Genomic DNA, 16805 nt, shown 5'->3' with positions numbered 1-16805 from the left:
TTACTCCTCTGAGCCCAGACGGCGGCGGCTCAGGATGCGCAGCAGACGCCATAACACCCACGCGAGCAGCACCACGGTAACCACGGCGAAAATCGCCAGCATGATGGGGTGACCGGAGAAGGCGTACCAGATCCGCTCAAACCACGGCAGATGACCGACATAGTAAACATCGCCGACCCGCAGGCTATTGACGCCGGATTCCCTGACGACCGCCACCGAGCCGTAAATTGCCGCGCGTTTGCCGCTGTCATTCAGCGCATCATTAAGCAACTGGTAGCCGCGCGGGCTGTCCGCCAGCAGCGCCACGACGCTGCGCTGGTCATCGTAAGGCGACTGAAAGCCGATGACGGCCGCCATCGGCGCGCTGGAGATAATGGTGGACTGGCTTTTCGCCTGCCGGTCATGCTCATCCGGTATCGCCGTCGGCAACTGATACTCCCGCGTCGGGCTTTTCACCCAGCTTTCATTCGCCTGCACCAGCAGATCCAGATGCTGATCGTCTTTAAAGCGCGTCGGCAGCGAGCCAATTATCAAAATATCGGCGTCTTTATTTTTTATGTCGTCACCCTTATCGGTCACCGTGACGTTAACCGCCGGGAAGCCGGTCTGCGCGCCGATGGACGCCAGCGTGTTGAGCAGCGCGCTCACCTGCGCGGCCTGCGGTTCAGGCGGCACCACGACCAGCGTGTCGGAGAGATCCGCCATACGGCTGAAAGGGAAGCCCGCGTTGGCGAACGCCCGTAAATCGGGCATGGCGATAAAGTGGTGATAACGCGAGAAGTCGAGCGTGGAGTCATCGCCGATGACCACATTATTTCGCACCGACTGGAAGGTAACGCAGTTGTCCACCGAACCGCCCGGCATAGGGTTCATGTACTGAAAATCAAAACGCAGCTGGTTAACGGCGCCCAGTTTCAGCGCCGGGATAGAGACATCGGTCTTGCCATCCAGCAGCCCCTGCAATACCGGCAGGCGCAGCAGCAGTCGGTTAGTTTCTTCTTTGGGTTGCAGGCTAAACGACTGCAGGAACTGGTTATTAAGGCTGATGTCCATCCGCGAACTGTCGCGCGCTACCGGCGCGCTGTAGCGGTAATTTAGCCGCATATCGATCCCGTTGCTGCGCAGCAGGTACAGGTCCGGCGGCAGGTTCAGCGTCAGGTTAATGGAGCCAGGCTCCAGACCGCTCGACTGCAATTGCTCTTCATAGGTTTTCAGTTCTGCGAACGTGATAGCGCGATCGGTACGTACCCAGTTCGGCGCATCGTAAGGCTGCCTTGCAAGCAGCGGCTTAACGTTACCGACCACCACGCTTGAACCGCGGAACAGAATATTGCCCTGGGCGATGCCCTTCGCCGCCTGCAGGAGATCGTTGTCATCGCGCCCGAGCACCAGCAACAGCTTCATCCAGGGGTGTTGCGGGTGGTTTACCATCTCGATAGTCGGCGCGTTTACCGGCGGGCGATCGCGCAGGAAGTCGGGGCGCTTATCATTGGTGGCGAAAACAATGCCGCTGCTCTCCGGCAGTTGGTTAAAGAGCACCGGGAAATTTTGCCCGCGCCATGCCGCGCGCGCGCCGAACCAGGAGGCGACTATCGCTGCGGCGCGCTGCTGGGTCAGGTCCGGCGAGGCGGCGAAAACCATGGGCAGCACCAGCGGGCGCGTGTCCCGCGGGTCAAAGAACGGCACCGGGAAATGCGACAGATCGTTTTGCAACTGAAGCTTCTGGAAAGTCAGGTCGACAGAGCTGTTGCGCCCCACATCCATCCATAACGCGCTGCTGGTCGGGTTTTCGCAGACATCGCGATAATGGCCGATAAACTCCAGCCGCACGCGGTTAAAGTCGCTGATATAGAGCGGGTCGACCGGCATCTGGGCGAACGTTTTTTTACCAAGCTGCTCTTTGGTCACGGGCAATACGCCCATCAGTTCGTCATTAAGATAAACCTTGAGCTGGGACTGTACCGGCAGCAGCGCAGGCGATGGCGTGTATTCCAGATTCAGCATCGCGTTAGAAACTACCTCGTCGCTGCGCATGCCGAACTCCACCGCCCCGTCAGGCTTGACGCCGCGCAGCACCATGCTGCCTGGCGCAGGCGCAATAGAGGCGAAGCTGAGCTTGACCTCACGGGAAGGCGTGTCGCTCTGCGCAACCGGCGCGCCGGCGCCGTTGACGCCGGGCATCACCTGACCGACGACAGGGTCGCCTGCGGCAGGCACCGGCGCCTGCCCGACCGGCGGCGGCACATCCGGCGTGACCTGCTCCGCCTGCGTCGGCTGCGCCGTCACCACGCCCTGCGTTGCGGGCGCGACCGTCGGCACCGTCGGCGCGGCGGTCGCCTGGGGATTCGCCGCGGGCGCCGCCTGAACGGTCAGCGTCAACAGCGCGCTTATTCCAACAGCTAGTGCACAACTCCAGGAGAATTTTCTTTTCATTGCCTTTTCATCATCATTGACTCATAACCGGGGCCGGCGCTTGCCCGGCAACCCCACGCGCCGGACGGCGAGGAACAAACGACACTACCCAGCCGACCAGCGCAGTGAGTGCCCTGAAAACCATTTTTACTGAGGAGGGCGCGAACTCCGCGAGATGGCGGTAGCCGCGAAAACCAAGCTTGAGAATATCCAGCAGGCTTTCCAGCGGTTTATCTTCCGGGAAACTGTCCTGCCAGAGCGCCCAGGTATCCGCGCGCGCAAACGTGCATTGCACAAAATCGATATGCTGACGGGTGCTCATCTGGTCCAGATGCAGCCCCACCTCCGTACCAAACACGCGGGCTACCCGGGCCGGGAAGGCGTACTCCTGCTGGCCGCGCTTAAGCAGCAGCTTCACTTTTTGCCCTTCCCGTACCTGCGCCTGGCCATGGATTTTTATCCCCAGCCCGCCGTCCGAATAGTCATGCACCGTACAGGAGAAGAGATGGCCGTCTTCACGGGCGATTGCCGCCGGCATGACCATTTCCACGCGGTGGGCGCGCCGCACCTGTTTGCTCTCAACGGAAACCGCCACCGCGCCGCCGAGAATAATCAGGTTGTAGAAAACCCAGGCCATGGAAACGATAACCGTGAGAATTTCGTTTTGCGGGCCATAGACGTAGCGCCAGACGCCGACCAGCAGCCCGACCACGTTCAGAAGCACCAGGAAGATGTAGGGACGCGAGATAACCCAGTCGACATACTCTTCTTCCACCAGCCCCCCTTTCGCCGTCACGTTAAACTTCCCTTTATGCGGGTTGATTAAGGCGACGAAGGTCGGCGGCGCAATGTACCAGGCCAGTACGGTTTCGTAGATTTCGCTCCAGAAAGAGTGGCGATATTTGCCCTGAATTTTGGAGTTGGTGAGGCTGGCGTGAATCATATGCGGCAAGACAAAGAGCGCAATCATCAACGCCGGGGCGTAGATGATGTAAGCGTGCAGCATTAAGAACGCCAGCGGCGCGGTCAGGAAAATAAGCCGCGGAATACCGGAAAGAAAGTGGAACATGGCGTTCACGTAACAAAGCCGCTGCGCGAATTTCAGCCCTTTGCCAAATAAGGGGTTATCAAGACGGAAAATTTGCACCATGCCGCGCGCCCAGCGGATGCGCTGGCCGATATGCGCCGAGAGGCTCTCTGTCGCCAGTCCCGCCGCCTGGGGAATGCGCATGTAGGCAGAGGTATACCCCCGGCGATGCAGGCGCAGCGAGGTATGGGCGTCTTCGGTCACGGTTTCCACCGCGATGCCGCCGATTTCGTCCAGCGGCTTGCGGCGGATGACAGCGCAGGAGCCGCAAAAGAAGGCGGCGTCCCACATATCGTTGCCATCCTGCACCAGACCATAGAACAGCGTTCCCTCATTCGGGGTCTTACGAAAACGGCCCAGGTTGCGCTCAAACGGATCCGGTGAGAAGAAATGGTGCGGCGTCTGCATCATCGCCAGCTTTTTGTCTTTCACAAACCAGCCCATGGTCATCTGCAGGAACGAGCGTGTAGGCACATGGTCGCAGTCAAAGATAGAGACAAATTCGCCGGTGGCGTGCTTGAGCGCGTTATTGATATTGCCCGCCTTGGCATGCTCATGCGTGGTGCGGGCGATATAGTTCACACCGACCTCTTTGGCGAACCGGCGGAACGCCTCCCTGCCGCCATCGTCGAGGATCCAGATGGTGAGCTTGTCTTTCGGCCAGTCGATGCCAAGCGAGGCGTAAATCGTGTTTTTCACGACGTTGAGATCTTCGTTGTAAGTCGGCACGAAGATATCAACGGAAGGCCACTGCGCCATCTCCTCTGGCAGCGGAACCGGCTGGCGGTTAAGCGGCCAGACCACCTGAAAATAGCCGAGCACCAGTACAACCCAGGCATAGGTTTCCGCAAAGAGCAGCACCAGGCCGCAGACCAGGCTTACCGGATCGTTCCAGTTCAGGGTTGAGGTGTAGCGCCACCAGATATAGCGGCAGGAGACCGTGAGCGAAAGCACTACCAACATGAGCACGGAGAAACGCCCCGGCAGCCGTCGCACCATGAGCGCCACGCCCCACAGCAGCAGCAGGAAGATGAACTGCGACAGAGGGTTAAAGGGCTGCGTGATGCAGAGCACCGCCAGCAGCAGGGAGAAAACAATCACCACACCAAGAATTATCCGCCGCCAGCGCGCGCTAAGATGCCCAAGCTCCTTTTTGTCGTCATGGCGCTGTGTGCTTTCGCTAAAGCGCTGCGGCAGGTTTTCCAGCCACAGATGATAGCGGGCGCGTAAGCGTTGCAGCCCGGACACTGAACGCCAACGCGGCGTCGTCAGCAACCCTTGCGGCTTAACCAGCATCAGCCACAGGCTTTGCAACAGATAACGGGCGCAGTCCAGCGGGCGCGGGCGCAGAGGATTAATATGGGGAAACAGCGCATCATGCCGCGCGCGGATAGCCTGCCAGCGGCGATTTTCCAGCGGCAGAAACATCCAGCCGATAACAAACAGCAGGCAGCCTACGGCCGCGCTGAAGGCGGGCGCGCCATGGCGGCGGTAAAGCCCATAGCGCTCGCTCAGACGGGCGCCGACTGGCGGGACGAGCAGCCAACTAGCGACCCTCATGCAACGCCTCTTCGCCGTAATGAAGAATGCACCAGTTCGCCAGCGTTATGATCTCCTCTGAAGCCAGGGCATCGGCCCGGTATTCGCCGGGCGGCTGCTTTATCGCCAGCGCTTCCGCCACCGCTTCATCACGATGAATCACTATCGGCAACAGGTTGCGCTGGGTTTGCAGCCAGAGCTGATAAATATCATCCTGCAGCTGACTGTTCAGGGCGCGCCCGTTCACCAGCACATCCGCGCCCTCCGGCAGCGCCTGTTGATGAAGACGGATATGGCAGTTGGCGTCTGGCGTAGCGATGCTGAGCACGTTATCCGTTACGCTAATCAGGCTGCGGGTAAGCAGGGTGTGCTCCGCCGGCAAATCGAGCAAAATCCAGCGGTAGCGCCCGCTGGCCTTTAACATTTGCAGCGCAGCGGCAAACTCAATAAGAGAGTGTTCTGTTTCCGGCCAGCGTTGCAGTTGGGCCTGGGTTAACTGTCCAAAGGGCAGCAGATCAAGGTCAGGGGTATAACGCCACGCGCAGGCGCGCCACGACCCTTTTTCCAGCATGGCGCGCGCCCAGCCCTGCTCATGGGAAAAATCGACGTTAAAAAAATGCCGCAGCAGATTATCTCTGGAGGCGTCGACAACCAGTACCGTCTCGCCAAGCTGTTGCAATGCCCAGCCAAGCGCCGCCGTTAATGAGGTGGTTCCCACCCCGCCGCGCACGCCTTGTAATCCCAGTATTGTCATCCGCAGCTCCGTTCACTGACGTTTATTTAATTCAGCCAATTCAGCCAGCAGCGGCCAGCGATTAATTGCCGCTTTAAGGTTTTCCTGCTGCGAAATATCCGAATAGTTAATTTCAGGCAGATGAAATACGTGTTTAAGCGTCGCTAAATCATTCTGGAAAGTGTACCCCTGCTCCGGCGTCGACAAGGGGTTAGCATTTATTCCGGCTATTTGCATACACTCCTGTAGCTCATTCAGGTCAATAATGGAAGAAACGTACTGCCGCGCAACGAAATTAATCCCATTGCTAATCTGCTGCCTATAATTTCAATGGTAGGTATGTTTTTGAATTTTGCTAGTACGCTAATAAGAGACTATTTGCTTCATGAGGGGCGCAATGGATCCGGTTTTTTATCTTGGCATCAACGCATTATGGGACGAATTGCGCCTGCTGCCCGCCGGAGGGCTCTGGTGGGTAAACATAGACAGGTATGAAGACGCCATAAAGCTGGTAAATCGTACGGTCGCTTCACAAAATGAAAGCGCCAAAGTCGCGGTTATTACCACAGGCGAAATGCAGCATCAGCACATAAAATTAGAAGGCGATCACGGTCCGAAAAGATTATTTTTATTTTCATTACCACATGATTCTAAGGCATTTGATGGATTGACGCAGGACTTATTATGCAGCCTTAATCCGCATCACTGCATGATTATTATTTTGTGCAACGAAAATGGCTTGCAAAATATATCAGCCACACACTTGCGCCGCTGGGTTAAAGATGCTAACGCCTGGGCGAAATATCACCACTGTACCTTGCTTTTATTGAATCCCAGCCTCGATCCCGACCCCTATATTTCAGCGCTGGCAAATCAGTATGCGCTGCTGTCCGGGCTTACTACGCTGCGCTATGAGGGCGATACCTGGCTTTATGACGTGGCTTTCTGGTTCAACCAGAAAGGGGTGAGCGCGCGTCAGCAGTTGCGCCTGATTGAGGCAGGGCAGCGCTGGACGCTGCCGCCGCAGCAGGAGATTGCGCCGCAATCACGCAACGATGAGCGCCGCGTGCTGAGCCACCTTTCCGTACTGGAAGGCGCCCCGCCGCTGTCAGAAAACTGGAGCCTGTTCGACAGCAACGATGCGTTATTCACCGAAGCGCGGCAGGCGCAGGCCGCTACCGTTATTTTCGCGTTGAGCAGCAACAGCCAGGTGGAGAGCGTGGCGCGGCAAATCCATGCGCTGCGTCGGCAACGCGGCTCGGCGATGAAAATCATCGTGCGCGAGAGCCAGGGCAGCGTGCGCGCGACGGATGAGCGTTTGCTGCTGGGTTGCGGCGCCAATATCGTGATCCCGTGGAACGCGCCGCTTTCACGCTGTCTGACGCTGATTGAAAGCGTGCAGGGACAAACTTTTTCTCGTCAGGTGCCGCAGGAGATCGCCATCCTGCTGGAATCGATGCAGCCGCTGAAGCTTCGCGGTTACCAGCCGTGGGAGACGTTTTGCGACTCGGTCGGCGCATTGATGAATAACACGCTTCTGCCGAAAGACGGCAAGGGCGTCCTGGTGGCGCTGCGCCCGGTGCCGGGGATCCGCATAGAGCAGGCGCTAACGTTATGCCGTCCGCCAAGAGCGGGGGATATTGTTACGCTGGGCGAAAACCGTCTGGTGCTGTTTCTCTCTTTTTGCCGTATTCCCGATCTTGATACCGCGCTGAAGCATATCTTCCCGCTGCCTGTCGCCGATATTTTTTCCAACCGGATGGTCTGGTATGAGGATGCGCAGATAGCCGCAGAAATCGTACAGATGCGCGCCATGCAGCCAGAAAAGTGGAGCAAACCGTTAAAAATGACTGCCGATGCCACCCCTGTCGCCAGCCAGCGCCATGACGACAACGCCCGGCGTCGCGTTCCGACGCTCATCACCTTATTGAGCGAGCCCGAAGGGGAGCCCCGCAGATGATGTCTGTCAGCGATATTTTGCAGCTTGTCGCGCTGTGCGCCGTCATTTTCTTTCCGCTGGGGTATGCGGCCCGCCATTCCGTCAGGCGGTTGACGGCGCTGGTACGACCGATTTTTTTTAAACCCCGCTATCTGAAACCGGTCGGCACGCTCCATCGCCGCACCGACGTCAAGGCAGACCAACAACATGACTAATCAAACCTCTTCCGCACCGGCGTCAGCCTCTGGCTGGCAATACTGGCGCGGCCTTTCCGGCTGGAATTACTATTTTTTACTGAAGTTTGGCCTGCTGTGGACCGGTTACCTCAATTTTCACGCGCTGGATAACCTGGTTTTTATGGCTTTCTTGCTGTTCCCAATACCGAACCGCAACCTGCACCGCCTGCGCCACTGGCTGGCGCTGCCTGTGGGCTTCGCGCTGTTCTGGCGGGATACCTGGCTGCCGGGGCCGCAAAGCCTGGTCAGCCAGGGGTCGCAAATCGCGGGCTTTAGCAGCGACTATATTTTCGACCTTATTACGCGCTTTATTAACTGGCAGATGGTCGGCGCGGCGTTTGTGCTGCTGGTGGCCTGGCTGTTTCTCTCTCAGTGGCTGCGGGTTACCGTTTTTGTGGTGGCGATAATGCTCTGGCTGAACGTGCTTACGCTGACCGGCCCGGTTATCTCGCTGTGGCCTGCAGGCCAGAACGCCGCCGCCACGGTCACCGCGACCGGCGGCGGCGCGGACAATACGGTCGCGCGCGCCAGTACGGGCGGCGCGCTGGTCTCAGGCGATATTCCCGCCCAGGACGGCCCGCCCACCACCGCCAACCTGAATGCGTGGCTCAGCAGCTTTTACGCCAGCGAAGCCAAACGTCAGACCCCGCTTCCGGCCAGCCTGCCTGCCGACGCGCAGCCGTTTGAACTGTTAGTGATCAACATCTGCTCGCTCGCCTGGTCAGATGTTGAAGCCACCGGGCTAATGAACCATCCGCTGTGGTCGCACTTTGATATCGTCTTTAAAAACTTTAACGCCGGCACCTCTTACAGCGGCCCGGCGGCGATTCGCCTGCTGCGCGCCAGCTGCGGCCAGCCATCGCATAAAAACCTTTACCAGCCTGCCGGCGAAGCCTGTTATCTGTTCGATAACCTGGAGAAGCTGGGCTTCACGCAGCATCTGATGATGGACCATAACGGCCTGTTCGGAGATTTCCTTAAAGAAGTGCGCGACTTTGGCGGCATGAAAGCGCCGCTGATGAACCAGGCAGACCTGCCTGTTAACCTGCTCTCTTTCGACGGTTCGCCCGTTTATAACGATACCGCCGTACTGAACCGCTGGCTGGAACAGGAGGGGCGCGATAATACGAAGAGCAGCGCGACCTTCTTTAATATGTTGCCGCTGCACGACGGCAACCATTTCCCTGGCAACAGCAAACCCGCAGATTACAAGCTGCGGGCGCAGAAACTGTTTGACGAACTGGACGCGTTCCTGACGCAGATAGAAAAAGAGAATCGCCGGGTGATGGTGGTTATCGTGCCGGAACATGGCGCGGCGCTGCAGGGCGACAGAATGCAGGTTTCCGGCCTGCGTGATATTCCATCCCCCGCCATCACCCATGTGCCGGTAGGGGTGAAGTTTGTCGGCATGAAAGCGCCGCATCAGGGCAGCGCCATTGAAATCGATCAGCCCAGCAGCTTCCTGGCTATTTCGGAACTGGTGGCGCGTTCAGTGGATGGCAAAAACTTTGTCGCCGACCGGGTGGACTGGGACGCGCTGACAAAAAATCTGCCGCAAACCGCGCCAGTGTCTGAAAACGCTAACGCCGTGGTAATCCAGTACCAGGGTAAACCTTATGTCCGCCTGAGCGGCGGCGACTGGGTGCCCTACCCGCAGTAACCGCTGCGACGCCTCTCCCGGGCGCCGTTTTCCCTGTGAAAAACGGCGCCCGCAAACGCGCTGCTCAGTTCTTGCACGCAAAAAGAGCGCTTAAGAAACAATGAACTGTCTCATTAGCGTCATTATTTGTTCAAGTTTTCTCTACAGAATATCGCGGGGCTATTTTACCGCTTTAATTTTTCTTATTTAACTAATTCGTGTATGACCGCTTATGTCCCGGCTACAACGGATATTTCTTGTTCCCTTTGCGAAGTATTATCTTCGCTCTCCTTTATTCCCGCAAAAGGGTGAGAAAAATATATATCCGTTAATTTAATCCATGGTTTAACTTCCTGCTTCTCCACGTTAAAACCTATCATTCTGTAAAACGACAGAGACCACAAGCATAATGATTAGTTTCCAGGCTAACTTTCAGATTACTCCTCAAGAAGTCGCCGCACCTCGACAGTAAAAACAATACAATTCATTAGCTTACCTTAAACCCACACGAAAGAATTAGATTCTCACTCCCTCCCGACGAAATTAGCACTTATTCATGATGGCAACTTATTCATAATGATCAGACTTAAATAAGCGATAAAAGCGCTTACCAAAAGCAGCCTGAACACCGTTAATTTATTCTGCCTGAGGATTTATTCAGTAACGGCCCTGCTGGCGTTACCGATATGCCCCAAGGTTTAAATCCGAGCTCATTGCTTATTATTTTTTATTTACCGACCAATCAGACTTTCGCATGAGTTACGTCGCAACAAAATATTAAGAAACTACCTGGCACGGCTCGCTGAAATGAATTGCTTAGGCAATCCAGGATATCGGCCGCTCAATAATCAGGGTAGATATATTAAGGAGAGCTATGCGTAGCCCGCATCTACATCATAAAGCCGTTTTGCGTATTCGGCTCAGAACCTGTCTTGCCGCCAGCCTGGCAATGGCGTTTCCGCTGGCAGGACTTGCCGCTGACCCTGTTTATGACACGCTGGTGCAGGAAGCACGCAGTGGCAATACCACCGCCTTGCTTGGTTATCTGCGTGAGCATGAGCAGCAAAACCCACTCACCGCCAACCAGGTGGCCGACTGGCTGCAGGTCGCGAACTGGGCCGGCCAGGATACCGAGGTGGTTAAGGTCTGGCAGCGCTATCACGACACGCTTGCTATCCCGGCGCGCGGTGAGGTGGCGGTCGCCCGGTCTTACCGCAACCTTAAGCAATATCCCGCCTCGCTGGCGCACTGGGAATCCGCGCTGGCGATGGAGCCGCAAAACGACGATATCCGCGCGGGCTGGGTGATGACCATGGCGGACGCCCGTCACTATAACGCGGCGGTGTCAGAGGCGCGTCAGATGGTCGCCCGCGCCCCGACGTCGGCTAACTACGAAGCGCTGGCTTACGCGTACCGCGCGCAGGGCAAGAGCTGGGATGCGCTGTTCGCCGCCTCGCGCGCGCAGGAAGAGAACCCGCAGAACAAGGGCACCGCGCAGTTCCTGACCGGCACGCTCTCGGCTAACCGCGTCTCTTCGCCTGCGCTGGAGCTTTCCGAAAGCGCCGCCGTCTCCCCGGAAATGGGCCGCCGTCTGCAGACCGACGCGGCAGCTGAAATGGTGCGCACCGCCTTTATGCCTACCCGCACTGAGCAAGAGCGCTACCTGCTGGCTGACAAAGCGCTGTCTCGCTATGACCGTCTGCTCAATACCTGGCGCAACGATCCGGCCGCTCAGGCGGACTATCGCCGCGCGCGCGTTGACCGCCTCGGCGCCCTGATGGCGCGCGGCAGGATTGACGAAACCATTAGCGAGTATGAAGCGCTCAGCGCCGACGGCCAGCCGGTGCCCGCCTACGCCAAACGCTGGGTCGCTTCCGCCTACCTGACCCGACAGCGCCCCGACAAAGCGGAAGTGCTGATGAACGAAGTCTTTCGCAGCGACAACCCGAAAGCCTTCCGCGTCACGTCGCTTTCGCAAGACGACACCCAGGCGCTCTTCTTCACCCGGATGGAAAACGGCGATTACGAAGCGGCGAAGGCGCAAATAGACGAGCTGGTTAAGAACACCCCTTATCTGCGCCGTTATTACGGCTCGCCGACGCCGGAACCGAACGACTACTGGCTGCTCGGTCAGACATTACAGGCGCAGTATCGCGCGATGACCAACGACCTGCCGGCGGCGGAAGAGCTTTCTGAACGTCTGGCCCGTTCCGGCCCCGGCAACCAGGGTTTGCGCATCGGTTATGCCTCCGTGCTGGAAACGCGCGGTCTGCCCCGTCGGGCGGAGCGGGAACTGAAAATCGCTGAAGTGCTGGAGCCGAATAACCTCGAGCTGGAGCGTCAACAGGCTTACGTGGCAATGGATCTTTATGAGTGGGAGCAGGCCCGCCTGCTGATTGACGACGTCATGGCCCGCAGCCCGCAAGACCAGGACTCGCAGCGTCTGGCGCGCCTGCGCGACGTGCATGACAAAATGGAACTGCGCATCGCGGGCAGCCAGGGCATCGACTCTGACAGCCCCATCAGCGGTCAACACGACTTTACCTTCCAGAGCGCCCTCTATAGCCCGCCGATTAACGAAAACGTGCGGCTCTTTGCCGGTTTTAACTTCGCCACCGGCGAGTTTGAAGAGGGTAAAGGCTATAACCGCGACGTGCTGGGCGGCGTGGAGTGGCGCTCACGCGACAACTGGGCTGAAGCGGAGATCTCCGGGCGTAACTTTAACGACGGCCAGAAGATTGGCGCTCGCCTTGCCGGCTGGCACGACTTCAACGACAACTGGCGCGTGGGCGGCTCAGCTGAGCGAATCTCGCGCAATACGCCGCTGCGTGCGCTGCGTAGCGGCGTGACGGCCAACGGCGGCGATGCGTTTGTGCGCTGGTATCAGAACGAAAGACGTGAATATCAGCTAAGCGTGGCGCCGTCCTGGTTCTCCGACGGCAACGACCGGTTTGAATACAGCCTGAGCGGCCATGAACGTCTCTTTTCCCGCCCCCGCTTTACGCTGGATTTTACCCCCAGCATCAGCGGCAGCTTTAACAACAAAGAGAACGTGAACTATTACAACCCGAAACGGGATCTCTCGCTGGTGCCGGGGCTTACCGCCGAACACCTGCTCTATCACCACTATGACAACGCCTGGACGCAGCAGCTTTACGCAGGCGTCGGCAGCTATATGCAAAAAGGTCAGGGCAGCGGGCTGATTACGACTGTTGGGTACGGACAGCGTGTCCAGTGGAACAACGTGGTGGAAGGCGGATTCATGCTCACCTGGGACAGACGTCCCTACGACGGCGAGCGTGAAAGAAATATCTCCGTCTCCTTTGATTTAAACGTCAGGTTTTAAGGACTTTTCATGTTGAAACATTTCCTGCGTATGGGCCTGTTGCTCGCTGGTTGGTTACTGATGACCGCTTGCGGCAACGCGGAAAACCCTCGCTTTACGCCGCCTGCGGAAAGACCTATGCCAGAAGCTAATCAACCCTGGCCGCACAACAGCTTCCTCGTGATTGCCTATCACGATATCGAAGATGACGGGGCGGACCAGCGCTACATGTCAGTGCGTACCAGCGCGCTCAATGACCAGATGGTCTGGCTTAAGCGCAACGGCTACCGGCCGGTGAGCGTGCAGCAGATCCTGGATGCCCGCAACGGCGGCGCGCCCCTGCCGCCAAAAGCGGTGCTGCTGACCTTCGATGACGGCTACAGCAGTTTCTATACCCGCGTCTGGCCGCTGCTGAAAGCCTATAACTGGCCCGCCCTGTGGGCGCCGGTCGGCATCTGGGTCAGCACGCCGGAGAACAAAAAGGTCGATTTCGGCGGCCTGCCCACCGCCCGCGAGAAGTTCGCCACCTGGGATATGGTGCGCGAAGTGAGCCGTTCGCCGCTGGTGGAGATCGGTTCGCATACCTGGGCTTCGCACTATGGCGGCGTGGCTAACCCGCAGGGCAGCTCGCAGCCTGCGGTCGCGAACCGCATGTTTAACAAAAAGACCGGCCAGTACGAGACGGACGAAGAGTTCCGGGCGCGTATTGAGAAAGACGTAGCCACCATCACCGCCAAACTCAAGGAAACGACCGGCAAGGCGCCGCGCGCCTGGGTCTGGCCTTATGGCGCGGCCAACGGCGTGTCGCTGTCGATAATCAAAAAGCATGGCTATCAGATGGTGTTCACCCTTAACGAGGGACTTGGCAACGTCAAAAACCTCGACAGCATTCCGCGCTATCTGGTGTCGGGCAACCCGTCTATCAATAACTTCGCCAACGCGGTTATCGACGCGCAGGAACCGACTCAGATGCGGGTGATGCACGTGGACCTGGACTACGTCTACGACAAGGACCCGAAACAGCAGCAGAAGAACATCGACAAGCTTATCCAGCGCGTCTTTGACATGAAGATAAGCCACGTCTTCCTGCAGGCTTACGCGGACCCGACCGGCGACGGCACCGTCAAAGAGCTCTACTTCAAGAACCGCTGGCTGCCGGTGCGTTCCGACCTCTTTAACTTCCTGGCCTGGCAGCTGCAAACCCGCGGCGGCGTGAAGGTGTACGCCTGGATGCCGGTGCTGGCCTTCGATCTGGATAAATCCCTGCCGCGCGTGCAGGTCTGGGACCCGGAAAGCGGCACCGCGAAAGTGGACCCGAAACAGTACCAGCGTCTTTCGCCGTGGAACCCGGTGGCGCGCCAGCGCATCACTGAAATCTACGAAGACCTGGCCCGTTATTCCAACTTCAACGGCGTGCTGTTCCATGACGACGCGCTGCTGACGGACTTTGAAGACGCCAGCCCGGACGCCATGGCGGCGTACCACAAGGCGGGCTTTAAAGGGACGATTACGGACATTCGCAACAACCCGCAGGAGTTTGAGCGCTGGACGCGTTACAAGAGCCGGGAGCTTATCGACTTTACGAAGTCGTTAACCGAGACCGTGCGTACGATTCGCGGCCCGCAAGTCAGAACGGCGCGCAATATCTACGCCATGCCGGTGCTGGATCCGAAAAGCGAATCCTGGTTCGCGCAGAACCTGAATGACTTCCTTACCACCTACGACTGGACGGCGCCGATGGCGATGCCGCTGATGGAAGGCGTGCCGCTCAACGAAAGCAACGCCTGGCTCGAGAAGCTGGTGCATGCGGTGGCGGAACATCCGGGCGCGTTAAACAGAACCGTTTTTGAGTTGCAGGCGCGCGACTGGCGCAAACAGGAAAATCACGCGGAAATCAGCGGCGAGCAGCTGAAAGAGTGGATGCAACAGCTCCAGATGAGCGGTGCCTTCAACTTTGGCTACTACCCCGATGATTTCATTAACGATCAACCTGAGATGTCCGACGTTCGACCGGCATTCTCCGCATACTGGTACCCGCAAAAATGACCGATCGCATCATAGCTTTTTTAATTCTGTGCCTGGTGTTCAGTATCCCGCTGGGGGTCGCCGCTATCTTCACTGGTGAAGTGATGCTGAACTTCGTCTTCTTCTGGCCGCTGTTTATGTCTGCATTGTGGATTACGGGCGGTCTTTACTTCTGGTTCTACCGGGAGCGCAAGTGGAAATGGGGCGATGACGCGCCGCCGCCGGAGCTGCCGGGCAACCCGCTTATCTCCATTCTCATCCCTTGCTACAACGAAGGGCTGAACGCGCGGGAGACCGTAGAGGCGGCGCTGGCGCAGCGTTACGCCAATACGGAAGTCATCGCCATTAACGATGGTTCGAAGGACAACACCGCCGACGTGCTTAACCAGCTGGCGGAAGAATATCCGCGGCTGCGCGTGATTCACCTTGCGGAAAACCAGGGCAAAGCGGTGGCGCTGAAAACCGGCGCGGCGGCGGCCCGCAGCGAGTATCTGGTCTGCATCGACGGCGACGCGTTGCTGGACCGCGATACCGCCGCTTACATGGTGGCGCCGCTGCTGCAACACCCGCGCGTCGGCGCGGTGACGGGCAACCCGCGCATTCGCACCCGTTCAACGCTTGTGGGCCGCGTGCAGGTGGGCGAGTTCTCCTCGATTATCGGCCTTATCAAACGCACCCAGCGTATCTACGGCCAGGTCTTTACCGTCTCCGGCGTGATTGTCGCCTTCCGCCGCCGCGCGCTGGCGGAAGTGGGCTACTGGAGCCCGGATATGATCACCGAAGATATCGATATCAGCTGGAAGCTGCAGCTGCGTCACTGGTCGATATTCTTTGAACCGCGCGCGCTGTGCTGGATCCTGATGCCGGAAACCATGAAAGGGTTGTGGAAACAGCGTCTGCGCTGGGCGCAGGGCGGCGCGGAAGTGTTCCTGGTCAACATGCGTCGCCTGTGGTCGTGGGAATACCGCCGCATGTGGCCGCTGTTTGCCGAGTTTTGTCTTTCGACAACGTGGGCGTTTGCCTACGCCGCCAGCATCGTGCTTTTCGTGCTGGGCTTTATTTTCCCGCTGCCCGATTCGCTTCTCATCCAGCGGTTGTTCCCGCCAGAGTTCACCGGGTTAATTCTGGCCGTGGTCTGTTTGCTGCAATTTATGGTGAGCCTGCTCATTGAGCGACGCTATGAGAAGAACATTGGCACTTCACTGTTCTGGGTTATCTGGTTCCCGGTGGTGTACTGGATGTTAAGCCTGTTCACCACGCTGGTCGCCTTCCCGAAAGTGATGCTTAAACGCCAGCGCGCCCGCGCGCGTTGGGTCAGCCCCGATCGTGGTATAGGGAGGATCTAGTGATGATGCAGCCGTTAATTTTCACCGAGCAGCGCCTTGCGCCGCGCGTATTCGACGTCCTGCTGACAGTCATCGCCTGGGCGGCGTTTACTTACCTCATCTATTTTGACCTGATGAAAGAGTTAATGCTGCCGGCGACAACCGGACCGCGTCCGTTTTACGCCACGCTTGGCACTATCGCCATCTATGTTCTGATGGCGTTGCTTAACGGCGTCGCGCTGCTTATCTGGGCAAAATACAACCAGTTTCGCTTTCGCGTGGAGCGGCGTAAACGCCGCCCTGACCTTGAGCATGAAGAGGTCGCGGAGAGCTTCCAGATAACGCCAAAACTGGTGACGGAGATGAACAAAGGACGCGTTCAGACGGTGTTTCACGATGACCATGGCGGCATCGATCATGTGGAGGTCAACCGCGCTATCGGCGAAAACCTGCTGCCGGCGCCGACCGAGCCAGGCAGGCTCCCTCTGCTGCCCGCCGGCGAAACGGTGCCGGCTTCGCTGGTGGAAGAGAACCGGCCGCACTAA

At 58.1% G+C, this 16805-nt stretch carries 11 protein-coding genes; 7 read left to right on the top strand and 4 right to left on the bottom strand.

All coding sequences use genetic code 11. The features are described 5' to 3' along the window. Genes bcsB through bcsR form a run of 4 tightly spaced genes read right to left on the bottom strand, consistent with a single transcriptional unit; the run spans position 1 to position 6008 of the window. A complete protein-coding gene (bcsB, locus tag MT962_RS15260) occupies positions 1 to 2433 on the bottom strand; it encodes a cellulose biosynthesis cyclic di-GMP-binding regulatory protein BcsB (RefSeq protein WP_247365990.1) in 2433 nt (810 codons plus the stop codon). 13 nt (positions 2434 to 2446) lie between these two features. Continuing rightward, positions 2447 to 5059 (bottom strand): UDP-forming cellulose synthase catalytic subunit, encoded by a 2613-nt coding sequence (bcsA, locus tag MT962_RS15255; RefSeq protein WP_247365989.1) that lies wholly within the window; start codon positions 5057 to 5059, stop codon positions 2447 to 2449. Then, positions 5046 to 5792, bottom strand: coding sequence for a cellulose biosynthesis protein BcsQ (gene bcsQ / locus MT962_RS15250; protein WP_024560530.1), 747 nt, complete (start codon positions 5790 to 5792; stop codon positions 5046 to 5048). The genes bcsA and bcsQ overlap by 14 nt, the downstream gene beginning before the upstream one ends. A gap of 12 nt (positions 5793 to 5804) precedes the next feature. After that, positions 5805 to 6008 carry a cellulose biosynthesis protein BcsR gene (bcsR, locus tag MT962_RS15245; RefSeq protein ID WP_029590659.1) on the bottom strand — a complete coding sequence of 68 codons (204 nt, stop codon included), beginning with the start codon at positions 6006 to 6008 and terminating at the stop codon, positions 5805 to 5807. A gap of 160 nt (positions 6009 to 6168) precedes the next feature. Here bcsR and bcsE point away from each other — a divergent pair, with 160 nt between their 5' ends. The 7 genes from bcsE (at position 6169) to pgaD (ending at position 16805) form a co-directional block, all read left to right on the top strand. Next, positions 6169 to 7731, top strand: coding sequence for a cellulose biosynthesis protein BcsE (bcsE, locus tag MT962_RS15240; RefSeq protein ID WP_247365988.1), 1563 nt, complete (start codon positions 6169 to 6171; stop codon positions 7729 to 7731). Beyond that, positions 7728 to 7925: a cellulose biosynthesis protein BcsF gene (gene bcsF / locus MT962_RS15235; protein WP_024560532.1), complete on the top strand. Its 198-nt coding sequence runs from the start codon at positions 7728 to 7730 to the stop codon at positions 7923 to 7925. Before bcsE ends, bcsF begins: the two co-directional genes overlap by 4 nt. After that, positions 7918 to 9606, top strand: a complete 1689-nt coding sequence (bcsG, locus tag MT962_RS15230; RefSeq protein ID WP_028019747.1) for a cellulose biosynthesis protein BcsG — start codon at positions 7918 to 7920, stop codon at positions 9604 to 9606. The genes bcsF and bcsG overlap by 8 nt, the downstream gene beginning before the upstream one ends. An 853-nt stretch (positions 9607 to 10459) precedes the next feature. Further along, complete coding sequence (pgaA, locus tag MT962_RS15225) at positions 10460 to 12931, top strand: poly-beta-1,6 N-acetyl-D-glucosamine export porin PgaA (protein ID WP_024560496.1); 2472 nt, start codon at positions 10460 to 10462, stop codon at positions 12929 to 12931. Positions 12932 to 12940: 9 nt separating this feature from the next. Continuing rightward, the gene (gene pgaB / locus MT962_RS15220; RefSeq protein ID WP_024560497.1) at positions 12941 to 14956 is read left to right on the top strand and encodes a poly-beta-1,6-N-acetyl-D-glucosamine N-deacetylase PgaB; all 2016 of its coding nucleotides are present in this window, start codon (positions 12941 to 12943) and stop codon (positions 14954 to 14956) included. After that, complete coding sequence (gene pgaC, locus MT962_RS15215; protein WP_024560498.1) at positions 14953 to 16281, top strand: poly-beta-1,6-N-acetyl-D-glucosamine synthase; 1329 nt, start codon at positions 14953 to 14955, stop codon at positions 16279 to 16281. The genes pgaB and pgaC overlap by 4 nt, the downstream gene beginning before the upstream one ends. Positions 16282 to 16283: 2 nt before the next feature. Then, on the top strand, positions 16284 to 16805 hold the full coding sequence (gene pgaD / locus MT962_RS15210) for a poly-beta-1,6-N-acetyl-D-glucosamine biosynthesis protein PgaD (protein ID WP_024557841.1): 522 nt from the start codon (positions 16284 to 16286) through the stop codon (positions 16803 to 16805).

Origin of the sequence: Franconibacter sp. IITDAS19, from assembly GCF_023079515.1 — a bacterium.
In the GTDB taxonomy this organism is placed as follows: Bacteria; Pseudomonadota; Gammaproteobacteria; order Enterobacterales; family Enterobacteriaceae; genus Franconibacter; species Franconibacter pulveris.
Note: the sequence above shows the minus strand (reverse complement) of the source record. Positions and strands in the feature narration are given on the sequence as shown.